The organism is Shewanella atlantica, from assembly GCF_003966265.1.
GTDB classification, from domain to species: Bacteria; Pseudomonadota; Gammaproteobacteria; order Enterobacterales; family Shewanellaceae; genus Shewanella; species Shewanella atlantica.
This window is the reverse complement of sequence record NZ_RXNV01000007.1, coordinates 42,451-66,679: the sequence shown is the minus strand read 5'-3', so window position 1 is coordinate 66,679 and position 24,229 is coordinate 42,451. Positions and strand designations below refer to the sequence as shown.

Genomic DNA, 24,229 nt, shown 5'->3' with positions numbered 1-24,229 from the left:
TTCCTACAGATAAAATCTTATCGCATACAGATATGGGTATGCGTTAAGTAAAAATTGTTTTCAGCTTCCACTCCCCCAAGACTCAGATGTTCAGTCACAGGGGTAAAAGTATATATTCGAGTAGATTCTGACTTGGCGATATGTCGCCAGTCACCAATCTAACTGTCTTTTGGCGCACCGATACCATATTTATTGCAATCGAGTCCCCATGCTATCTTGGTAACCCAGTGATTATCATCACCTATATGGTAGCTGACAATGGCTTGTTTCATAACATACAGAGACTGAAGGCGAATGTGCTACCGCGTTGATAACCGGTTTTGAAGCGCTCAAAGCGGGAGATTAACACGTACAGAGTTTAAACAAAATGATTTAACGACTCATCTTTAACTCTTGATGTAAATTTCTTAGCGCGACCCGGTTCATCAGAACTCGACTCATAGAATAAAAATAGCAGACATAAAAGAAGCCGATGGGTTTACCTATGCTGAATGCCCCCACAGACAAAATAGATCAACTATGCTTGATACTAGATATTAGGCTCGTTGGTATAGCCACCGAAATTTGGAACCGTGACAACTTACGGCAACAGAAAACGCTTTATATAAGCCTTGGATAACTAAATATCAGCCTGGCTGCTGAATTTATGACTAGTTATTGTTTATAAATTAGCGCTTTTGAGGGATATCCTGTAAGCTGCACGCCCGCCAGAATCGCTGGCTTCATGAATTCTGCTGTTTTAAGCACCGAGAGACCATTCTATGAGTTTTACCTCCCTGGGGTTATCAGCCCCGATATTAAAAGCTGTTGCCCAAAAAGGTTACGATACTCCTTCACCTATCCAAGCTCAGGCAATTCCCGCCGTGTTGGAAGGCAAGGATGTGATGGCCGCGGCTCAGACAGGTACAGGTAAAACGGCAGGCTTTACTCTGCCACTATTAGAACTGTTAACCAGGGGAAATCGTGCTCAAGCTAAGCAAGTTCGCGCACTGGTATTAACCCCCACGCGTGAACTCGCGGCTCAGGTCGCCGAGAGTGTAGAAACCTATGGTAAAAACCTGCCGCTACGTTCGGCAGTTGTATTCGGCGGTGTAGGTATTGGCCCACAGATATCTAAGTTAGGCAAAGGCGTCGATATTCTGGTTGCGACCCCGGGACGTCTGCTGGATCTATTTAATCAGCGAGCCCTGAATTTCAGTCAACTGGAAGTGTTGATCCTCGATGAAGCCGACCGTATGTTAGATATGGGCTTTATTCATGACATAAAGAAAATTCTTAAGGTATTGCCGGCGAAACGCCAAAACCTGATGTTCTCGGCAACCTTCTCTGATGATATCCGTAAACTGGCTAAAGGCTTAGTTAACAATCCTGTCGAAATATCTGTTACGCCACGTAACGCAACGGCAAAAACCGTCGAGCAGTATATCTATCAGGTAGATCAGAAGCAGAAAACCGCTGCGCTGATCCATCTGATCAAACAAAATGACTGGAAACAGGTATTAGTATTCAGCCGCACTAAACATGGTGCAAACCGTATCGCTAAGAACCTTGAAGCTAAGGACCTCACCGCTGCAGCCATCCATGGTAACAAGAGCCAGGGCGCACGTACTAAGGCCTTAGCTAACTTTAAGAGTGGTGAAGTTCGCGTATTAGTCGCCACCGATATTGCCGCGCGGGGTATCGATATCGATCAGCTACCTAATGTGGTTAACTTCGACCTGCCAAATGTACCCGAGGATTATGTTCATCGTATCGGCCGTACGGGACGTGCCGGCGCCGATGGTCAGGCGGTTTCGCTTGTCAGCGGTGATGAAAGCAAGCTACTCAGGGATATTGAGCGTCTGATTAAGCAAAAAATTCCTCGCAAAGAAGTGGAAGGCTTTGTACCGACTCAAGTTGTAGCCGAAACCGATCTTAATGAGAGAAAGCATGGTCAAAATCGTGGCCCGCGCAATGCCAGTGGCAGAGGTAATGGTCGAAATGGCAGCAAGCCAGCCCGTTCAAATAACGGCTCACGCTCGCGTAATGACTCTCGTAGTGACTCCCGTAGCGAAAGCAGTCAAGGTGGCAGAGTAGAGCATAAAGACGGTCAACGCAGTGGTGAAGCCGCTCGTGGCCATAAACCAAACGATAGCAATACCAGCCACAGTCGCCGTAGTTCTGGCTCTCAATCCCGTTCAGGCAATAGCGCGAGTTCAGCAGCGTCTAAGCCAAGTTCAAATAGCAGTATCTGGGGTAAGTAGTTAAATAGTTAAGAGGTTCGAGGTTCTAGTGTCTAGCCCCTCGAACCTCGAACCTAAATCCTCGATCCTTCCATTACTTAAGCCAGCAACAAGAAGCCGACAAAGGTTGCCACTGCAGCAAGCAGTGCATAGGGTAACTGAGTCACCGCATGGCTGACCAAGTTGCAGCCCGATCCTTGTGCCGCCAATACCGTCGAATCAGAGTAGAAACAGGCCTGACTGCCAAATGATGACGCCGACAACAAGGCCCCGATCACCAAAGGAATATTGGCATCTACCGACTGAGCCAATGGCATCACTATCGGGATGGATACCGCAAAGATCCCCCAGCTTGAGCCCGTCGCAAACGCCAAAATCGACATGGTGAGAAACACCACTGCCGGCAGCAACTCAGGCGTCATAAACGGACTCAAACTGTCGATCACATATTGAGGCAAGAGCAACTTGTCGCACACATCCTTAAAGATGAATGCCGCTATCACAGTCCCGATGGCCGGCAACATGCTTTTAAAACCATCGATCATCTGCTCCATCATCTCAGACAATGGCATCAATCTTTGCAGACCGTAATAGGGCAGTGTCACCGCTAAGGTCGCGATTAATCCCTTCAATACGTCGATATCGAAATAGACGGTAAAGCCCACCAATAGCAGGATAGGCACGAAAAAGTTACGCAGTTGCCCCTGATTATCCGCGTGCTTAAACTCCTCTTCCAAGGCTTTTACCGCATATTCATCCGAAGTCTGCACCTCATCGAGGTCTACCTGCTCAAGCGCCGGTTCCCCTTGAGCGGCCGCTTGCTGAGCTCGCTTCATCGGACCAAATACCGGCACTATGCCTAAGATAACCAAGAGCACCATGGCCACCGCCAACCAGGCGTAGAGCATATAGGGGATCGCCTGCATATAGACGGCGATGCCCTGCCCCTCGGCGGCGATGCCGTTGTCCACCAGTAATCCGCCGAAAAACACGGCCCAGGTAGACAGAGGCACCAACACACAGATAGGCGCTGCGGTTGAATCCACCACATAGGCTAACATCTCACGGGAGACCTTAAATTTATCGGTCACCCGTTTCATGGTCGATCCAACCGTCAAGGCATTGAGATAGTCATCGATAAAGATGACGAGACCCAATATAAAGCTCATAAACAGCGATGACTTTGGTCCCTTGGCCAGTTTAAGGGCATGACGACCGAATGCCATCGAGCCACCGGTTTTCACCAGCAGCGCGATCAGGGCACCGAAGCCGCCACACACCAGAATAAGCCAACCAATCGTCTCATCGGCCATCACAGACAGAGAGATATCGGCAAAGTTATTGAGCACGTCGGCGGGCTGGTACATCACCAGCCCCACTAAGGCACCAATAACCAAAGATAAAATTGGACGGCGTAGCACAACGGCTAACACCAGAACCACCGCAGGTGGAATAAGACTTAAGGCTGTCGGTTCAGACATGCGCTACTGTCCTTCTAAAAAAGCGCCCATAAGGGCAGATTAATTTAAAAGACTCAAATTAAGCGGGCTTTAGTTAACCGATTTCCTCTGAGTTTATTGCTGCTTTATTATGGAGATACCATCGGCAAAACTAAAAATGGCCGATGCGTATTATGTTCCTGAGTTAAAACATCGCGCGAAAAATAATCCCGATTTGCATTTGAGTCAATAATAAATATTTACTTCAGACCACTTATTTTCAAATCTATAAGGGATTCAGCTAACAGAGCCAATCGACGGCTTTACTTCTTAACCCAAATAGGTGAGCTTTACCCATCAAGTCCAAAGACGTGGCAGGGCCTACTCAGAATGGAAACAGAGCTAAATAGAGAAGCAGCGAAAGAGAGTGAGAGAAGCGTTGCGATGGAGGGCGGCTGCCTGTGTGGTGCACTCAGATACCGGTTAACGGCCATGCCTTTCGACGCCGACCACTGTCACTGCCGTATGTGTCAGAAGAGCACCGGTGCCGTAGTCGGCAGCTGGATGGACTTTCTCGCTGAGCAGGTGATCTGGTTATCCGGTAAACCCACTGAATATGCCTCGTCGGAGACTACCAGACGTGGGTTCTGCTCTAGTTGTGGCACCAGCATCAGCTTTCGCGATACCGGTTACCCGAAATACTATACCTTGAGTATTGCGTCACTGGATAACCCAAATCTGGTACCGGTTAAGTATCACATTCATACTTCCAGTCAGGTAGAGTGGCTGTGTATCAAGGATGATACCCCCAAGTATTCTGGCGCTCGTAGTTAGCGCCTTTTAACTCTGTTTTTGGTTTATTGGTGTTGGGTGGGTTATTGAAAATCGCAGCTTCCTTGTTATCTATCACCTGCGTTTAGTGCCGTGCATGGATGCACCAATGTCGTGATCACATTGTCAGAGATGTTCCCTACATCTCAAGACATTTCCCATATCCCTATGGGGCAGATGTGAAAGAACGACCTTATGTATATAGCTTCTTCTAATCCATAAATAAACTTTCCAAACTACGTTTGGATTAAAGTCGCGGTACTCCGTACCACACCGGGCAAGGAGGACTGCTCGTCCTCATCCTCCTTGCATCCATCTATGACGCCCCGGCGAAGTTACATGCATTGAATACGGGCCTCATCGCTTATGGATAAATTACTATCGCTTCCGATGGTACATCCACTCTTGTAACAAAAAGTCCGAAAGCTAGCCAGACATGCATGTCTGCCTCACGCAATTTATTCCAACGCCCATCGGCAACTTCCAACGGGGAATTGTCGTATCGGAAAGGCTACTTGGTAACGAATGGCAACCTTTTACCTGCTGGGCCCATTTTATAAAAGTAATTACCTCACACCTCTTCGCAATGAGAGCTATCCAACAGAACAACCTTATTTTCAGATATCTAAAAATAATTAACAACAATCAATCGAAGAGAGTAAAAATCCAGTGTGAACGCAGCTGTGACCTTCGGCAGCAGGGATGCTGTCGTAGAGCCCACAGGGATTGTGCTTGCGGCGTGTCACAGAAGTGTTTACACATAAGCCTGCTGCAAGCAATTTTAAACAATGAAGCCATTGGCTTCAAAAAACTAACTAATTCAAAGTAAACCATAACCAACAAAAAAGGGAATGAACCAAGTTCACTCCCTTTTACCCTTGAGGTATATACAACCTCACCCACTAAAAATAAGTTCTAGCTAGCCTTGAACAGAAGGCTATCTCATCTCCCAGGCACGATAAGTTCGGCCCTTGAGCTTGCCGTTGGTGATCTTATGCAGGGCACGCTTTGCGGCTTTACGGTCAACCGCTACGTATGAGCGGAATTCGGTGATCTTAATCTTGCCGACCTCAGAACCCTGAATACCATCTTCGCCGGTCAGTGCACCTAAGATATCGCCGGGACGTAATTTATGCTTCTTACCACCGTCGATCTGCAGGGTGACCATCTTAGGTTGAGTCGGGAAAGTATCGAGCAGGTTTTCTGGCGGCAAGCCTTCGCTGACGATATCACGCTCCAGATACTCTTCTAATAGTTTGATCTTGTAGTCATCGTCATAGGTGTAGAAGGTAAAAGCGGCGCCCTTGCTGCCTGCTCGGCCGGTACGACCGATGCGGTGAATATGCACTTCGGTATCGAAGGCGAACTCGTAGTTAATCACCATGTCCAAGGCTTCGATATCAAGGCCACGTGCCGCAACGTCGGTTGCCACCATGACAGAGGCACTCTTATTGGCAAACTGCATTAGCGTGATATCTCTGTCTCTCTGCTCAAGATCGCCATGCAAGGCCACCACACTGAAACCGTCATTGGCCAAGGTTGCAGCCACATCTTTGGTCTCGCGCTTGGTATTACAAAATACAACGGCGCTCTCGGGTCTATGCTGCAATAACAACAGACGAAGGGCCTTTTGGCGCTCTTTATTGCTATCTATCTGATAGAAATGCTGCTCAATACTGCTGCTGTCATGAGTCGATGTCACCTTGACCATTACAGGCTCATACATGATCTCTTCTGCGATCTTTTGGATCTGCTTAGGGAAAGTCGCACTGAATAGCAAGGTCTGACGCTCACGTGGCATCTCAGCCATGATGTAGTCCAGATCAGGCAGGAATCCCATCTCCAGCATGCGATCCGCTTCATCCAGCACTAAGGTATTCACCTCTTCGAGGCTTAAACGCTCACGTGACAGGTGGTCGATAATTCGGCCTGGAGTACCAACGATGATATGTGCGCCATGTTCTAAAGATCCGATCTGCGGACCCATAGGTACGCCGCCACATAGGGTCAATACCTTGATATTGTGGATTCCACGGGCAAGAGTACGGATCTCTTTCGCCACTTGATCGGCAAGCTCTCGAGTCGGGCACAATACCAAAGATTGGATACGGAAACGCTTTACGTTTAACTTGTTCAATAGACCCAAACCAAAGGCTGCCGTTTTACCTGAGCCGGTCTTACCTTGGCCGATAACATCTTCACCATTTAAAATAGCAGGCAGACTCTGCGCCTGAATTGGCGTCATCGAGTCATAACCCATGGTTTTCAGGTTATCGAGTAGTTCAGGTTTTAGTGGCAATGTCGAAAATGACATATTGTTCTCTTGCGATGAAGAGTCTGAATTTGGCGTTACTTGGCTCAAGGTCTATTCCTATTTTTATCACGACGAAACACTCGTCATGAAAGCGATTGTCTATAAAGAACTAATCAATAGCGCATCATTCAAGAATAGACTAAAAAAAGTCAAATATTTAAATGTAAGCCATTAATATATCGCTGATATAAATCGAATTTATCAAGCTGACTATCACCCTGTGAAATTGATGATATTCAGGCTCAATAATAATGGCCGTGATTATAGCAAGGTTTGATATGAGTTGCTTGTATCCTTGGCCCCGGCTCTTCTATAGTGAGAGCTGCGAACCGGGAAGCGTACCCGAAGATTACTGAGAACCAATCCACAAGCTCTCCTCTGAGCGTCGAGCCTATTCGTTCAACCCACCGGAATCATAACGGGCATCTTTAGCAACTGGGATGCGAAGGTAATGATTACTGAGCACTAATCCACAAGCTCTCCGCGCAGCGTCGAGCCGATTCTTTCAACCCACCAGAATCATAACGGGCACCTTTAGCAACTGGGATGCGAAGGTAATGATTACTGAGCACTAATCCACAAGCTCTCCGCGCAGCGTCGAGCCGATTCTTTCAATCCACCGGAATCATAACGGGCACCTTTAGCAACTGGGATGCGAAGGCAATGATTACTGAGCACTAATCCACAAGCTCTCCGCGCAGCGTCGAGCCGATTCGTTCAACCCACCGGAATCATAACGGGCATCTTTCGCATCGGGTATGCGAAGGTGATGATTACAGAGAACTAATCCACAAGCTCTCCGCGCAGCGTCGAGCCGATTCTTTCAACCCACCGGAATCATAACGGGCACCTTTAGCAACTGGGATGCGAAGGTAATGATTACTGAGCACTAATCCACAAGCTCTCCGCGCAGCGTCGAGCCGATTCGTTCAACCCACCAGTCAACGGCATCTCTTGCATCGTCGGTCGAGTCGATCATGGTACTCAGATCCTTACTGCCCGCTTTTCTGTCGATTACCGCGACGATAGGCTCGCCGGAGTTAGCATCGCTGATCATCATCTCAATCGTGGCGCTGCCAACATTAGTGTGCTCCCCGGTCACGACTTTAGAGATAGTGGAGATCCCTAATCCAAAGGGAAGCAGACTGCTGGTTACCGCCAGAATTGGGTTTGGCGTTTCTATGTTGGTCAGTGCAACACTGATCCTTAAGGTGTTCTCCTTGGGGCTATCGACAAGATCAAAACGCTTGGCTGCCTTCTGTTTTATCTTTTCGATCAGGTACTCAGATACGCCGATAATCTCCTGTTCCGATAGATTATCGTAGCGGGTCTTATCATCCAGAACTAACCAAACCTGATCGACGATAACGCTATCGTATTGTCCCAGGATCTCATTGAGATCTTTGATGCTCTTAATCCCCGGTTTTGCCCAGATAAGGTCGCTGCCACCTTCCGGTCCAGGCCTGAAGTCATCGAAGCTTTTAAACATCTGTGATTGACGATAATCCTGAACAACACCACAGCCGCTTAATAGCAATACAAGTAAACTCAAAGCCAGACTCACAGCTATTCGGTAAAATTTCATAACGTTCCCATTCCACTAATTCGGCTAACTTAACTGGCTCAACTAACTTAACTAACCCAAACAACAATCAAGTATACACATGTCTAGTCATCATAACACATGAGTTTTAATCCTACTCTAAGAAATAGCCGGAGCTGAATTATTCGCTTTTCGACAAAGCAAAAAAAAGCCCCGAATCTTCGGGGCTTTATTAATCTGTCGATTACGACTCAATAATTGATGAACCTACGCCGTAGCGAGCTCAACTTCTTCTGTCTTATTCGCATCTAAGCGCTTAATCACAACGCCATAGATTATTAATGAAACGGCTGAGACCGTTGCTATACCGGCGAAGAAGTACCAGATGTAATGAGCGTGCGATGCCGCAGCAGCCCATTCAACATGGGTATCGAAAGTGCGTGGATCCGGGCAATATGCCTCTAGAAGGTAACCGGACAGACCAAAGCCTAACAGCGAGCTGATGAAAGAGTGCAGATGTGAGAAACCAAGGTAGAGCCCCTCCTCTCCCTTAGGTGCCTGCAACGAGAAATACTCGAGGAAACGCGGCGAGATGAAACACTCGGCTAAGCCCTGGAATACGATACCGATAATCATCATAGCCGCAATGGGGTGCATGCCTAAGATGGTTTCTGTACCGGCAAACATATTACCCGATGCCATCAAAAGCGCCGAAACAGGCATGATAAACATACCGATAGTCATCGAAGAGAGCGCGCTGCGCTTGCTCATCATGGCGGTAACTAAACTAACCGAAAGAAATACCACTAACGGGTTTACGTTAGCGTACCAAGATGGTGAAGAGCCCTCACCCGCCATACGCAATACATACTTAGGCATAGTTGCATACAACTGATGCTGTACCATCCAGAAACCACTGATGATAATGGTCAATGAGATTAAGCGGCCGTTACCCAGAACCTTGGTCAGTGCAGTCCAGATTTCAGCCAAAGACTTTCCTTCGCTGTTTGTCTCGGCATTCTTGAAGAAGATAAAGATACTGAAAAATGCGATAAGCGTCATGCTGGCCGCGAAATAGTTCAGGTTGATTAAACCCAGATCTCCCATTGACTCACGAAGAGGTTTAACTACGGTTTTTCCGGAGAAGGCACCGATGTTAACCATCATATAAAAGATCGAAAAACCTTTAGCGCGGTTAGCGGTAGTCGTACATTTAGCCACGGTACCTGTGATCACCGCCTTGATAAATGAACCACCGATCATGATAACGATGAGGATCGGCACAATCGCCCAGCGAATATCGGCCTCTTTCAGCCCGTGATAGGTCGCCTCTTTGCCATATTCAACCAGCCCTTGTCCCTCTAGCAGTGCAGGGAAAAGAGCAAGGCCGGAATAACCTACCGTAAGCAGACCGAAGGCCAGCAGTAAGGCTCCCCTGAAGCCGATTTTGTCTGCTAGCGCCCCACTGAAGGTCGGCAGAAAATAGAGACCCGCAGAGAAAGAACCGGCAAGCCATGCGGCCTCAACATCGGTAAATCCAAGGATTCGTGACAAATACAGGGTGATCACAATGAACACGCCATAATAGGCGGCGCGCTCTAAAAGTTCGACGCCGTTAGCAATCCAAAATGTTTTTGGAAAACCCTGCTGCGTCGAAGAAGACGTACTGTTATTCATTTTATAATTCCAGATCTGAAGTTATTATCTGCATCAACATATTATCTAGCCCATGATGACGCAATTGTGACTATATCGATTCTATCTCTATTCTATATCTATTCGTCTGAAGCCTGAGTTTCCTGTCGGTTGAAGACTCGAATCCAACCGATTTTAACCCCATATACGTAGACTTCTGGCCGATGCGCCCTGAACAGCGCCTGACATATCTCTAATAAACAGACATGTCCCTAATAAAAGTAAGGCGGGATTCTATCACGATTTTGTTAATGACAAGACAGTTAATGCGCCATATTGAGCGCTCCACACGCCAAACTCATTAACAAAAAGCCATATCGGCTAACAAGAAATCTTAGTTAACATCTGATTGTAAGCGAATTAATGATGTAAAAATTCCTATACAGCAGTTCAATGTTTATTCAGCTCACGTGAACTTTCCTAACTAAGGTATCCCCATGCCTCGATTATCAGACTAAATAGGGTTACTCTTTGCCCAAAGTAGCCATATACAGACAAGCCAATGACTAAACCTAACATCAGCAAACAGCAACTCATCGACGTACTCAACTCCTGGGGAGAGCAGAAGCTCACCGCAGATCAACTTCAGGACTGGATGGTCACCAACTACGATCCCGATGAAACCGACATAGGTAAAGGAGAGCCGGAGTGGACCGTCGAAGCGATGAATATCGTGATGAATGAGTATGAGATTGCGAAGCAGGAAAAGTTTCGTCTGGAGAACTACATGCTGGCAGTCGAGTTCATTCAGGCCGAAGAATCACGCTTTAACCAGACCCGCCACCTGTTTTTACGTGAAGGATTTAGCGATTAATTCGTAACTAGACAACAAAATTGAGAGCGAACTATCAGCGGCGCTCTCGGTCACTCCTTAAAGTTTAACTCTAGGAATGACTTAAGCCATTATTTAACAACACGAATGCCAGCGGTCTCCTATACTTATTTCAGATTAGGAGACACGCCAATGTTAAAACTGAATATTCGCCGCAAAGTAGTCTTAACCACCTTAGCCTCTGTAGTACTCTCTATACTGATCATCAGTATCTATTCGCTAAGCAGCAGCCGTAGTATTATCCTCGAAAGCACCCTCGAAAGAGAGCTGCCGGCAGTCTTAGGTGAGGTTGCTAATGACATCCATGCCCAACTGCTGATGCCGATAACCATCAGTAAGGTGATGGCCAATAACATCGACTATCAGGACGTGATCCGCCGGGGGGACACCCCGGATACCCACGAGGCGATCGATAACTATCTGACCAATATCCAGAAGAGATTTGACACCATCACCGCCTTCCTTGTCTCGGCCAACAGCGGTCGCTACTACATTCCCGGCGGCATACTGAAAACCATCTCCGAGTCCGACTCGAGCGACCAGTGGTTTTACAACTTTATGAGCAGTGGTAAGCAATACTCTCTCAGTTTAGATGTCGACGAGTCGAATCAGATCCCAACCCTGTTTATTAACTACCTGATGACGATTGACGGAAAACCCAGTGCCGTTGCTGGCGTGGGCTTGTCACTCTCCAGCATGGCCACCAGCATTAAACAATACCAAATTGGCACCCATGGCCAGGTCTTCCTGGTCGATGGCAGCGGCGCTATCAAGATCCACCCCGACAGCAGTTATAGCGGCAAACAGTTGAGTAGCTTAGGTGAGATAGATACCGAATCACTCTTTAAAGAGCAGGAGTTTGCCACCACAGAGTATTCCGATAACGGCAAAGAGATGTTGGTCGCGAGTCGATACCTGCCCGATATTGGTTGGTACCTTATCGCTCAGATCCCACGCGATGAGATCTTTGGCACCTTAGATGATGCCACTTGGTCTGTGGTGATTATGGGGATCGTTATCGCCCTCTTCTTTATGGCCGTCAGCATGTGGCTGATTAACCACCTGCTCTCTCCTTTCGGAGAGTTGGCTAAGATGCTTAAAGCCATTGGCGAGGGTGAAGGGGACCTCACGCTGAGGCTGGATGACTCACGTCAGGATGAGACAGGTAACATGGCACAGGGATATAACCACTTCGTCGATTATCTCAGCCGTACCCTGCAGAGCGTGTCGGCGACGGGCAACGATCTCTACGAGGCCGTCGAACGTATCGATAATCAGGCTAAGCATATGGAGCATGAGATAAATGAACAGGTGAGCAAGATAGAGCAGATAGCCACCGCCATTCATGAGATGGGGATGACGGCCGAGGAGATAGCCGGTAGCGCTAATAATGCCGCTGAAAACGCATCAGTCGCCGAAGAGGCTGTGGTACAGGGTAATAATTCGGTTCAAAAAACCATTACCAGTGTCGCGACCATGAGCGAGCAACTGCAAAATACCAGCTCCACCATCAGTAAGCTGGCCGAAGATGCCAGCTCTATCGACACCGTTCTCGAAGTTATCCGCGGGGTATCAGAGCAGACTAATCTGCTGGCGCTCAACGCCGCCATCGAAGCCGCCCGTGCCGGCGAACAGGGACGAGGCTTTGCCGTGGTCGCCGATGAGGTCAGAACATTGGCCTCACGCAGTCACGCCTCAACCGAAGAGATACGCAATATTATCGAGCAACTGCAGGAGAGAACCAACGAAGCAGTAAAAGCGATTGAACAGAGCACCGAACTGAGTACCGATAGCCAGCAGGAAGCGACCTCATCGGGTGAGCATCTACAGAGCATCTCAGACAACATCAAGGCGATGAACGAGATGAGCGTACAGATAGCCACGGCAACCGGTGAACAATCGAATGTGGTGGGAGAGATCAATCCCCATGTAACTGCCATCGCCGATATCTCAAGAACCAGTAGTCAGGTAGTGCAACAGACCTCTGTCGATTGTAGCGATCTCAGAGAGATGGCAGTACAACTCAATGAGTTGGTGTCACGGTTTAAGTTTTAAGTTTTAAGTTTTAAGTTTTAAGTTTTAAGTTTTAAGCTTTAAGCTTTAAGTAATGAAGCCTCGGAGTATGGAGCCGACAGGCATGCTGAGCATAAGATTATGCTCGATGCCGGAAGCTCCAACCGAACAGCTTAAGCATTTCAGGTAAAATGACTGGCAACTTAATGATGTACCATGGGAGTCGGCTGTTGTTTCTAAGCACGACACGACTAAATATTTGGGATCTGGCTCAGATATCAGCATGGGGTATACACAATTTTATTCCATTTGAATACCTCAAGCCCTATCATCAGATTTGAAGTTGACGTATTGATAACAATTTCAGCACAATCACCTCTACGAAATACTGCACGCTTTATGCCGCAAGGCTCTATTAAATAAACACGATGACTTGAAGCTAAATGGATAAATTTACTGATATACCAGACATTAAGTATCGGGCTCCAAGCAGCGAAAAGTCCGGAATAGAGGTTTTAGATCTCGACAAATTCTACAAGAAACTACCTAAGTATGATCATGATCCCTCAAAGCCTCACAGGCTCCATTACTTCTGCTTTATCTATATCACTCAGGGGGAAGGCAGCCACTTCATCGATTGTAATTACTATCCATTCAGGCAAGGTAGCTTCATCGCCGTCAACAAGAATCAGATACAGGCCTTTGATCTAAAAAATCGTCCCAAGGGGAAGATGATCAATGTCACAGAGAAATTTTTTGACGAAATTCGAGCCAACGTCAGAATGCCGCTGTTCACCCCCACTCACCTGGCGACGGCACATTCACCCGTTTTTGTTATGGACCAATCAACTAATGAGAGTTGTGATAATTTTTTAAAAGAGATCGATAAGGAACAGGCAAGCGAGAATTGTGACAACCTGCTCCTTCAGCTTATTTTCTCTTCGCTACTGCTAAAATTAAGCCAGCAAAGAACGAGTCATATCGAGCAGTTAAACGAAGTGCAGGCACAAAGGTTCAGTCAGTTTATATCATTGATAGAGAAGAAGTTCACTGTCACCAGAGATGCCTCCGTCTACGCCGACATGATACATATCTCTTACAAATATCTGAATCAGATCTGTAAGCTGGCGTGCAACCAAACCGCCAAACAACTGATTGATGCGCATATCATTCTGGAGATAAAGCGCAGACTCACCATAGATAACTCTCAGGTGCAGCAGATAGCCTATGATCTGGGCTTCGATGATGTCACTTACTTCGTTAAGTTCTTCAAAAGAAACACCCTTCTCACGCCATCTCAATTCAAAGAGACCACAAAAGGCTAATCCATTTTAATCCTGATAGGCTCCGGTTGATGCCTGGAGGTGAAAAGTAATTTCCAAGCCAGTGCCCCCCAAAAAAACTTCCACATAAGCTCTGTATTCACTTAAAAAGAAGCAGCTATCTCTCTTTCAATTAACCTTAACTTAATAAAAATGAGGGGGCTCTGAATTGATTAAATATCTACTTAAACAGGTATTAAGGGAGTCAATCTATCCCTCCATCCACTCTCTGGTTCAAAGAATCCTTATCAGGTTCGATTATCGCCATTTCTGGTTCGATAAGTCCATGCTGTTCACAAGGGTAATTAATTAACTTCCCCATATCGTACCACTTACATAGTTTACGTTCGAGCAACAAGCTCTATTCACCTAAAACCCCCATAAAATTAGGAAGCTATGTTGGTGCGATACCTAATGTGTAAAAAGATAATCTATTAAATATGATTACGGGAAAGATAATGATGAATACGATAAATATAAGCGTACCATACAGGAAGCTAGCACTTGCCTGCATGATAGGTATGCTGGCGGCTTGTGGCAGTGATGACCCAGCTCCAACTCCTGAGCCTCCACAGCCGGCGGAGAATACCGCTCCGGTTGCGAACCCGAACGAAGCCGATACCCTTGTGGGAAGCAGCATACTGATCGATGCCCTGTCTAACGATACAGATGCCGACGGCGATGCACTAACCATAGAAGCGGTGACGCTGATTGACGGCAGTGGCACCGCAACCATTGAAAGCAACCAGATCCGGTTTACTCCGGAGCTGGCCGGTACCACTACACTGAACTACAGCATCTCCGATGGTAACGGAGGCGCCGCCGAATCGGGAGTCACAATCACCGTAACCGCTGACACCTTGAGTTATGTTGGTACTGATACTTGTCTCTCCTGCCATACAGATAAGAAGACCTATTATGAGACAGGCCATAACTTTAAGTTGACTAAAGTTATAGACGGTAAGGAGCCTGTGTATCCATTTACAACTCTCAATGGTTCCATAGAGACAATGGACGGAGTCACTAACACTCTGGGTAAACCAGCCAGCTGGGCAGATATCAGCTATGTTATCGGTGGCTACAAGAGTGTTGCTTTGTTTGTCGATACCAATGGCTATGTTATCGATGGTACAAATGTGGTGAGTCCTGCGATGCCTTTGGGTGAGACAGTGACTAAGATGTTCCCACACTATCCTGAGAGGGCGCCGGATGGAACCCCATACGATTACTGCGGCAGATGTCACACTACAGGTTGGAAGGATTACACCGAAGGTGCCGGCGATAACCGAAACCTGAACAGACAAGATGATATGCCTGGAATGGGCGGCACGTTCAGTATGACCGGGGTTCAGTGTGAGAGTTGTCATGGCGCCGGTAGTAAACATGCTAAGGCTCCGGCAAAAGATAACATCGTTAGAATAGCAGAAGCCCGTGTTCCAGGTGATTTCACCGCAGATGATATGGGATATGGCAAGGCGGCCGCCTGTAAAGAGTGTCATACCACAGATGACGCCGTCAGACGCTACCCGGACTATGAGTCTCCCTTCGAGCAAAAGTTTGGAGCACCTAGCCTGGGCGCACGCTTGAAGAGAGTCGACAACGTCTTTAGCCCTGAAGGACGCAAGGATGGCCGTGGTGGTCGCCATGCGGCTTCAACCTTGATAGGCGCCGATCCGGACAGCGGCGAGTTAATGGGTAAGAAGAAGGACTTCGCCTGCTCAACCTGTCATAACCCTCACCGGTCTGAACACTACCAGGACCAACCTGGTCACGAAGATGCGATGGTAAAACAGTGTAGTGACTGTCATAGCAAAGAGTTTGCTAATGCGCCTGATGGTGGTGGAGCAGCAGCTCACGAGTTCATCGCTGAGTGTAAAGATTGCCATATGCCGGGCGAATCTCACCTGTTTAAGATCGATCTCGAGGGGGAAAAGGAAGACCCAAGACACTTCTCCGCAGACGGCAAGTGGCAGAAGCCCTGGCTTCGCGCCTGGGATAGCTGCTCAGGTTGTCACGAAAATGACTACGACGAGAGAGCCGCAAAGATTGGACAAATTCATAAATAATCGTTTACCTGCAACCTTCTAGGGCATCGCCATCGCCTTAGCCTTAGCCAGCCACAGATAGTGGCTGGCATTTTTTTGCAATTCAGTCCGATAGCGACCCCATTGCCCCTCCATTTTTAGCCGAGTGTACCGCCCGTTTACTATCGTGAAGCTGAACTAGCCAAAACCACGCTGTTTGTTCTCACACAATAACCGCCAGGTTCGATAATTACCATTTTTGTTCCCATATCTCCATGCCAGAGGTGGGGGCTTTCTACTACTTTTAGGGTATTAAAGTATGAGTTGTAAAGAGTTAAAGGCTTTTGTTACACACAAATAGAGACACCGAAAAAAGACCGTATTTTATATATCGTCGGTAACTGCATTTTTTTAGTGCATCGGAGGTTTAAAACTTGTTTGTATATGAAGTATTTAATTTATAAATCTCAGTTCATATTTTAATCCCAGATATACAGTCGAGCTTAAACTCGTTGTTTTATAAGGTTTTACTAACTCGCAATGATTAGCTACAACCGAAGAACGTTTATTTTTGACTGTGTTAATAATTCTAAAATAAAAATATCCAATATATTAAGTAATAAATATATTAAGGGCATATCATGATGAACATTTCAGATATACGCACTCCATATAAGAAGTTAATACTTGCCAGTATGATCTCTTTACTGGTGGCTTGTGGTAGCGATAACGACGATCCGGTTCCTCCACCAGAAGATAATAATCCACCAATTGCTAACCCAAGCGATGCTGAAACCGTTATCGGTAGCAGTATATTAATAGACGCTTTGGCCAACGATACCGATCCCGATGGTGACGCATTGACTATCGGAACGGTGACGGTAACAGAGGGAACGGGAACGGCATCGATACAAGATAATAAGATCTTGTTTGAACCCGTTGAGGTCGGTACCACATTAATCAACTACACCATCTCAGATGGTAACGGCGGCGAGGCGGGCTCGACTGTCACCGTCGTTGTGACAGCAAGCGGGGCGGCTTTGACTTATGTCGGTACAGAGACCTGTATCGCCTGTCATACGGATAAGAAGACCTACTATGAGACAGGTCATAACTTTAAGTTGACTAAGATTATAGACGGCAAGGAGCCTGTGTATCCATTTACAACTCTCAATGGTTCCATAGAGACAATGGACGGAGTCACTAACACCTTGGGTAAACCACAGAGCTGGGCAGATATCAGCTATGTTATCGGTGGCTACAAGAGTGTCGCTTTGTTTATCGATAATAATGGTTATGTTATCGATGGTACAAATGTGGTGGCTCCTGCTCAGCCTTTAGGTGGGACAGTGACTAAGATGTTCCCGCACTATCCTGAGAGGGCGCCGGATGGAACCCCATACGATTACTGCGGCAGATGCCACACTACAGGCTGGAAAGATTACACCGAAGGTGCCGGTGATAACCGAAACCTGAACAGACAAGATGATATGCCTGGAATGGGCGGAACGTTCAAGATGACCGGCGTTCAGTGTGAGAGTTGTCATGGCGCCGGTAGTGAGCATATTAAGGCTCCGGCAAAACATAACATTGTCAGGATAGCTGAAGCACGCGTTCCTGGAGATTACACCGCAGATGATATGGGATATGGCAAGGCGGCTAACTGTAAAGAGTGTCATACCACAGATGACGCCGTCAGACGCTACCCGGACTATGAGTCTCCCTTCGAGCAAAAGTTTGGAGCACCTAGCCTGGGCGCACGTTTGAAGAGAGTCGACAACGTCTTTAGCCCCGAAGGGCGCAAGGATGGCCGTGGTGGCCGTCATGCGGCTTCAACCTTGATAGGCGCCGATCCGGACACCGGCGAGTTAATGGGTAAGAAGAAAGACTTCACCTGTAATACTTGTCATAACCCTCACCGGTCTGAACACTATCAGGATCAACCGGGTCACGGAGATGCGATGGTAAGACAGTGTACTGACTGTCATGACATGGAGTTTGACAACGTCCCTGGCAGTGATATGGCTTCAGCCGCCCACGAGTTCATCGCTGAGTGTAAAGATTGCCATATGCCAGGTTCATCTCACTTGCTCAAGATCGATCTCGAGGGGGCAAAGGAAGACCCAAGACACTTCTCCGCAGACGGCAAGTGGCAGAAGCCTTGGCTTCGCGCCTGGGACAGCTGTTCCGGATGTCATGCTGAGGACTATGACTTGAGAGCCACTAAGATAGGAAAAATTCATAAACAATAGTTTTCCTGCAATTTCCTGAGGCAAAACCTCTGAAATCAGTCCCTTGAGGTAATGGTCCAGGGCAATGCCAGTCGATGATATCGACTGGCATTTTTTTGTGGTGTTACTAAATTATCTGCCGGCCGGCGCTCTCGGCTTCATTAGCCCGCGCAGCGGACGTCGCTGAACTCGCAGCAGAGCCTCTATTACTGCTAACATACATCAGTCACATGCAGAGCCTGTCTCTCCTCACCTATCTGGCTCAAGAGTTTCAGCCTCCGGATCTCATGAGCATAGATAAATCAATTAATATTCATCCATATCCACTCATATTCCTCTTCATATTTTTGCTGGAATACTAAAGAATAGTCTTCGTTGCCGGCAGCCCACGTTCATAAAATGATACTCACAAGGAATCGAGCATGACATTAGGAAAGCAGATCAAGCACTTCAGAAACGAAAGAGGCTTTAGCCAGCCGGAACTGGCGGAGTTAGCAGGTATAGAGCAATCTTATCTCTCTAAACTAGAGAATGATAAGTCAGTGCCATCGAACGACATATTCAGACAGTTACTTTCAGCCTTGTCACTCACGACTCAAGAGTTTATCGAGGCTCTCGACACCGATAAGCATAAACAGCAACTCAAATTAATACCCGATATCGAGCTATTACTGGCGCAGAAAAGTAAGTTAAAGATACAGAACATACGCCGTTATCTCTACATCTCCAGTCTTTTACTCATCATAGGCGTCACCCTGTTTTATACCGGTTCGAGTAAGCAATTATTCAATGAGAGCCGCTTTCAGTATCAGTCTCATGGTCTGGTTATGATTGATGAACCCGATGATATCTTCTCATCCTGGCGTCACCGTATCGATACCGATGGTGAAGCTGGTAGAGCCTTAATGAAGGAGATAAGACTGGAGATGGAAAACCGCAGAGACAATAGCTTCCTGTTAACCACGGAAAATAGAGGGCCGGAGTTCACTGTGATTCTGGAAAAAGGAAAAAGACATTACTTCTTCGATAAACAGGAGCAGTTGCCCAGACCTGTTAATGCCTGGCTACAGATATTTGGCGTCTTGCTGGTCACTTCAGGGCTTATCGGCTTCGTGCTGGAAAAGCGGCTTAATAAGTTGTAGGGCCGTTGCTGAATGATAAATAGCTAAACGACAAGATACATAGAATCGAATCGGGTTCTAGGCTCTAGTAACCTAGAACCTTATTTTTAAGGCTTAAATACACCGATCACATCGCCGGTGGCTTTGTTAGTCACCTTTTCATCGGTCTGTTGTTCACTGTAATCACAGTCGATGCACTCTACCGTTTCGACACCGTTAACTTTAAACAGGACTATGCTATCCATCGCCTTACATTTAGGACACTTAGCACCGGCAACAAAACGTCTCTTCACTCTAGCTTCAGCCACTTAACTCTCAACCTTTGATTAGGAACACAACTCAATAGCTGTCTATTTTGCCATAAACAAAGCAAAATCGCCGTATTGTTCGGCAATTTTCCCCTGTTAGTAACGCAGTTTGTGGTTCAGTTTGTGGTAATGGTAGCCGTTTGTGGGATATCATCTGCCCAATAGTCTCCAGAACATCACCAAGTCGTACTCCATGATATCCATCAATCAAGCACAGTTGATCCGCGGCAGTAAAACGCTTCTGGATGAAACCTCTCTCACTATCTATCCCGGCCACAAAGTGGGCTTAGTCGGTGCTAACGGCACAGGAAAATCATCACTACTCGCGTTAATCTTAGGCAAAATAAGCTTAGATAAAGGTGATATTAGTCTGCCCAGTGGCTGGCAGATAGCGACGGTTGCTCAGGAGACGCCGGCCCTTGAGGTATCGGCACTGGATTACGTTATCGATGGTGATGTCGAATATCGCGAGCTTGAAAACCAACTCCATCAGGCTCAGGCAGATGATGATGGTAATGCCATCGCCCACCTGCACGGGAAAATTGATGCCATTGGCGGTTATGCCATTCGCTCGCGTGCGGCCAGCCTATTAGCCGGTCTGGGATTCAGTGAAGCGGAGCAGTCCAATCCGGTCAGGAGTTTTTCAGGTGGTTGGCGTATGCGCCTCAACCTGGCTCAGGCGCTGTTGTGCCGTTCAGATCTCCTGCTACTCGATGAACCAACTAACCACCTTGACTTAGATACCATGTATTGGCTCGAAGGTTGGATTAAGGCCTATCAGGGCACGCTCATCCTGATCAGTCACGACAGAGACTTTATCGATGGCATCGTCAGTGAAATCATTCACGTAGAAAACCATAAGCTCAACTACTACAAGGGCAACTATACCGCCTTCGAGCGGATCCGTGCCGAACGCATGGCGCAACAACAGGTAGCCTTCGAGCGTCAACAGAAAGAGCGGGCTCATATGCAGTCCTTTGTCGACCGATTCCGCTACAAGGCCAGTAAAGCTAAACAAGCACAGAGTCGCCTCAAAGCATTAGAACGCATGACAGAACTGTTACCTTCACAGGCCGACAGTCCGTTTCATATGGCATTTCGTGAGCCGGAAACCCTGCCAAACCCACTCGTTACCATGGAGAAAGTGTCCGTGGGCTATGGTGATACCGAGATCTTAAAAAGCGTTCAAATGAACCTGGTTCCCGGTGCTCGTATAGGCCTGCTGGGACGTAATGGCGCGGGTAAATCTACCCTGATTAAACTGCTCTCCGAAGAGTTGTCCCCGATGAAGGGAAAGTACGAGACCAACCCGGGCCTGAATATCGGCTATTTCGCGCAACATCAACTTGAGAGCCTTCGCCTCGATGATACACCACTGCAGCACCTGTCACGGCTGGCCCCGACGACGCGTGAGCAGGAGTTGAGAAACTTCCTCGGTTGTTATGGTTTCAATGGCGACATGGTTTTATCCCCTGTTCGTCCTTTCTCCGGTGGAGAGAAGGCCCGTTTAGTATTGGCATTATTGGTATGGCAACGCCCTAACCTTCTGCTTCTCGATGAGCCAACAAACCACCTGGATCTCGAGATGCGCCATGCACTGACAATGGCGTTACAATCGTTCGAGGGGGCGATGATTATCGTATCTCACGACAGGCATCTGCTCAGACTCAGTTGTAGCGATTACTACCTGGTCGACGGCGGTCAGGTGCGCAGTTTCGATGGTGATCTCGATGATTATCATCAATGGCTACTCGATGCAGCCAAGGCGGCAAACAAAGAAGAGGTCAGCCTGGAGGCTAAACCTGCCCAGGATAAGAAGCTACAAAAACGTTTAGAGGCCGAGTTACGCCAAAAATTATCGCCGATGCGAAAGGTTCAGCTCAAGCTCGAAAAAGAACAGCAGAAGTCGAGTTCCCGCTTATCTGAACTCGAAGAGATGCTGGCCGACATGAGTTTGTATGAGGCCGATAACAAGGCTAAATTAACCCAGGTCTTAAATGAAAGAACTAAGCTCACTCAGGCGTTGGAAGAGAGTGAGATGGAATGGTTAGAGATTCAGGAGTCTATCGAAGAGATTGAACAAGAGGTTCGTTCAGCTCTCTGATTGTGATTCGGCGGTGTTCCGGTTCCTATTCAGGATAGAGCACCGCAATGACAAAAATGCAAAGGAAACGCGTTAAATGACCTATTTAAATCAGTTTGATCTCTCCCTTTGGGTAATGTGTGACAGCTATTATCACCAGCATCAAACGCTCTGCCTCCAGCTTCAGGATGAACACCAAGTCAATGTGAACTTACTCTTGCTCTCCTTATGGTTAGACAAGCAGGGCTACCTGTTAAACCCGACAGATTGGTCACAGATGAAAGAGGAAGTTCATCACTGGGAAGAGCGGGTTTTATTGCCCTACAGAAAGTTACGTAAACTGAGTAAGAACAGCTTAATCGAGGGAGAGTATCAGCAGATGCTTGAAGTCGAATTGATGCTGGAACGAAAATCCCAGGCACTTATTTTACATAAACTCAGACAACTCCCCCATGAAGGCCAGTCTTCAAACTTGAGTGTCTTTCTGGACCTGTATCGGTTAAATGCGGATGAATATCAGCATCTTGCAGCCTAGTAGGAAAACGTAATAACTATCCCAGACAGGAGTGAACTATTCACTCCTGCTCTTTTTCAGCTAGCGCTAAACATTTAATACTAGCCCTTAGCTGCGCTCAGTCGCTCGGCCAGACGAGTCGCGTTTCTGGCCGTCATACCATAAATCGACAGTTGTGGATTAGCGCCTAAGCTGGTGGGAAAAATAGATCCGTCCATTACCGACATGTTTTCATAGTAATGGGACTGTCCATGACTATCGACCATAGAGATCTTGAGGTCCTCCCCCATAGGGCAGCCCCCCATTACATGCGCCGAAGCAACGACGGTTTTAAGCGGTGCTAACGCCATCGTCGCTATCTTGGTCTTGGCCTCGGCCCAGCTGTTCAGATAAGGCATCCCTTCGCTGATCGGCAATACCTGTTTAGCACCTGCGGCAAACTGTAGCTCTGCCATGCTGGAAAATGCCCTTCTTGCCGCGTTCCAAAACGCCTCGGTCAGAGGATAATCCAATGTAAACCCTTTATCGGTAAGGTGTACCTGCCCCCCTTGACTCTGCTCATGATAGCCGTCTCTCACCAGGGCTATGGTCACCTGAAGCTGATTAAAGTTAGCCATTAACTCTGCATGACTCTTACCATAACCCAATGTTTTAGAACCGATAAGTACAGGGTGAACCGGAGGCACCTCCAACTTGTAACCCAGCTGACCAGCTGCGCCGTCGCGCCAGACAAACTCATCGGAATAGATGGATTGGGGAGCGCCACTGTGGGCATTAATGGGATCACTAAAAATGGCTCCACTCAATAGCGTCGGATGCAGGAAGGTACGCTTACCGAGTATTTGATTGGGATCGGTGACGCCGGATCGCATCAACAGCGTCGGCGTGTGTATGGCGCCCGCCGCAATAATATAGTGCTTAGCCTTAAAGGTTAACTCTACAGAGGTAGGCTTCAGGTTTTCATCCAACGCGATGGCCTTAGCCGCGAAGATCTTCTCCTTATGATGCTCTAGCTTTACCACTTTGGCGCGACTCACCAGGGTTGCCCCCTTCTCGAGCGCCGCCGGTATGGTGGTGACCAACATAGATTGTTTCGCATTCACGGGGCAACCCATACCGCAATATCCGGTATTCCAGCACCCTTTGACGTTGCGCTTAATCACGGTGAAATCCCAATTGAGTTTCTCGCAACCGTTTTTTAATGCCTCATTATTTCTGTTGGGGGCAAAAGGCCACTCGGTGATATTCAGGCGCTGCTCCATCTTCTCGAACCAGGGATCCAGCTCCTCCCTGGACAAGCCCTCAACCGACTTGTCTTTAGCCCAATAATCCAAGGCGTTTTTGGGTGTTCTGATAGATGTGGTCCAATTGACGGTGGTCGAGCCTCCCACGGCCCGGCCCTGAAAGATACCGATGGCTTTATCTTTCGTTTTCATGGCGGCTGCTTGGTGATAGAGATCAGGATAGGCGCGCCGCTCCTCCATATTAAAACTCCGGGATGACTTCAGCGGGCCTCCCTCGATGATAATAACCCTCAAGCCAGCATCGGTTAAGATCTCGGCGGCGACACCGCCACCGGCACCGCTGCCAATAATAACGACATCGGCTTCGAGTGTTTGACTCTGACTCAACTGGCTGGCATCGATATGCTTCCAGCCCGAGGCCAGTCCCTCTTCAATCGGATCTGCTATTACCACCTCAACTACCTCCAACGACTGACTATTTTAGTTATAATTT

Annotated in this window: 16 protein-coding genes; 10 read left to right on the top strand and 6 right to left on the bottom strand. The window is 47.5% G+C overall.

From position 1 onward, the window contains the following. Positions 1-761 precede the first annotated feature (761 nt). Entirely contained in the window at positions 762-2,243 is a 1,482-nt protein-coding gene (locus EKG39_RS15240; protein WP_126506668.1) for a DEAD/DEAH box helicase, read from the top strand. Positions 2,244-2,320: 77 nt separating this feature from the next. On the opposite strand, the gene EKG39_RS15235 is transcribed toward EKG39_RS15240, so the two are convergent. Further along, positions 2,321-3,703, bottom strand: a complete 1,383-nt coding sequence (locus tag EKG39_RS15235; protein WP_126506666.1) for a Na+/H+ antiporter NhaC family protein — start codon at positions 3,701-3,703, stop codon at positions 2,321-2,323. A gap of 348 nt (positions 3,704-4,051) precedes the next feature. Here EKG39_RS15235 and EKG39_RS15230 point away from each other — a divergent pair, with 348 nt between their 5' ends. Beyond that, positions 4,052-4,495 (top strand): GFA family protein, encoded by a 444-nt coding sequence (locus EKG39_RS15230; RefSeq protein ID WP_221767377.1) that lies wholly within the window; start codon positions 4,052-4,054, stop codon positions 4,493-4,495. Positions 4,496-5,429: 934 nt separating this feature from the next. Here the strand turns inward: EKG39_RS15230 and dbpA are convergent. The 3 genes from dbpA to EKG39_RS15215 form a co-directional block, all read right to left on the bottom strand. Further along, positions 5,430-6,806 carry an ATP-dependent RNA helicase DbpA gene (gene dbpA / locus EKG39_RS15225; RefSeq protein WP_126506828.1) on the bottom strand — a complete coding sequence of 459 codons (1,377 nt, stop codon included), beginning with the start codon at positions 6,804-6,806 and terminating at the stop codon, positions 5,430-5,432. Positions 6,807-7,695: 889 nt separating this feature from the next. Then, positions 7,696-8,391 carry a DUF3313 domain-containing protein gene (locus EKG39_RS15220; RefSeq protein ID WP_126506664.1) on the bottom strand — a complete coding sequence of 232 codons (696 nt, stop codon included), beginning with the start codon at positions 8,389-8,391 and terminating at the stop codon, positions 7,696-7,698. A gap of 225 nt (positions 8,392-8,616) precedes the next feature. Then, a complete protein-coding gene (locus EKG39_RS15215; protein ID WP_126506662.1) occupies positions 8,617-10,026 on the bottom strand; it encodes an MFS transporter in 1,410 nt (469 codons plus the stop codon). Positions 10,027-10,546: 520 nt separating this feature from the next. On the opposite strand from EKG39_RS15215, the gene EKG39_RS15210 reads away from it, so the two are divergent. The 6 genes from EKG39_RS15210 to EKG39_RS15185 all read left to right on the top strand — a co-directional run bounded on the left by EKG39_RS15210 (position 10,547) and on the right by EKG39_RS15185 (position 19,608). After that, the gene (locus EKG39_RS15210) at positions 10,547-10,858 is read left to right on the top strand and encodes a hypothetical protein (protein ID WP_126506660.1); all 312 of its coding nucleotides are present in this window, start codon (positions 10,547-10,549) and stop codon (positions 10,856-10,858) included. A gap of 150 nt (positions 10,859-11,008) precedes the next feature. Next, complete coding sequence (locus tag EKG39_RS15205; protein WP_126506658.1) at positions 11,009-12,931, top strand: methyl-accepting chemotaxis protein; 1,923 nt, start codon at positions 11,009-11,011, stop codon at positions 12,929-12,931. 401 nt (positions 12,932-13,332) lie between these two features. Beyond that, entirely contained in the window at positions 13,333-14,214 is an 882-nt protein-coding gene (locus EKG39_RS15200) for an AraC family transcriptional regulator (protein ID WP_126506656.1), read from the top strand. Between the two features lie 458 nt (positions 14,215-14,672). Next, entirely contained in the window at positions 14,673-16,277 is a 1,605-nt protein-coding gene (locus tag EKG39_RS15195) for an Ig-like domain-containing protein (RefSeq protein ID WP_246028514.1), read from the top strand. Between the two features lie 599 nt (positions 16,278-16,876). After that, the gene (locus EKG39_RS15190; RefSeq protein WP_126506653.1) at positions 16,877-18,487 is read left to right on the top strand and encodes an Ig-like domain-containing protein; all 1,611 of its coding nucleotides are present in this window, start codon (positions 16,877-16,879) and stop codon (positions 18,485-18,487) included. A gap of 401 nt (positions 18,488-18,888) precedes the next feature. Beyond that, positions 18,889-19,608 carry a helix-turn-helix domain-containing protein gene (locus EKG39_RS15185; RefSeq protein WP_126506651.1) on the top strand — a complete coding sequence of 240 codons (720 nt, stop codon included), beginning with the start codon at positions 18,889-18,891 and terminating at the stop codon, positions 19,606-19,608. Positions 19,609-19,694: 86 nt separating this feature from the next. Here EKG39_RS15185 and EKG39_RS15180 read toward each other — a convergent pair whose 3' ends face one another. Beyond that, entirely contained in the window at positions 19,695-19,895 is a 201-nt protein-coding gene (locus tag EKG39_RS15180; protein WP_126506649.1) for a YheV family putative zinc ribbon protein, read from the bottom strand. Between the two features lie 193 nt (positions 19,896-20,088). Between EKG39_RS15180 and EKG39_RS15175 the strand changes: the two genes are divergently transcribed. Both EKG39_RS15175 and EKG39_RS15170 read left to right on the top strand, forming a co-directional pair. After that, the gene (locus tag EKG39_RS15175) at positions 20,089-21,999 is read left to right on the top strand and encodes an ABC transporter ATP-binding protein (protein ID WP_126506647.1); all 1,911 of its coding nucleotides are present in this window, start codon (positions 20,089-20,091) and stop codon (positions 21,997-21,999) included. A 76-nt stretch (positions 22,000-22,075) separates the two neighbouring features. After that, positions 22,076-22,513: a TIGR02444 family protein gene (locus EKG39_RS15170; protein ID WP_126506645.1), complete on the top strand. Its 438-nt coding sequence runs from the start codon at positions 22,076-22,078 to the stop codon at positions 22,511-22,513. Between the two features lie 80 nt (positions 22,514-22,593). Here the strand turns inward: EKG39_RS15170 and EKG39_RS15165 are convergent, their stop codons facing one another. After that, positions 22,594-24,189: a GMC family oxidoreductase gene (locus tag EKG39_RS15165; RefSeq protein WP_126506643.1), complete on the bottom strand. Its 1,596-nt coding sequence runs from the start codon at positions 24,187-24,189 to the stop codon at positions 22,594-22,596. Positions 24,190-24,229: the final 40 nt, after the last annotated feature.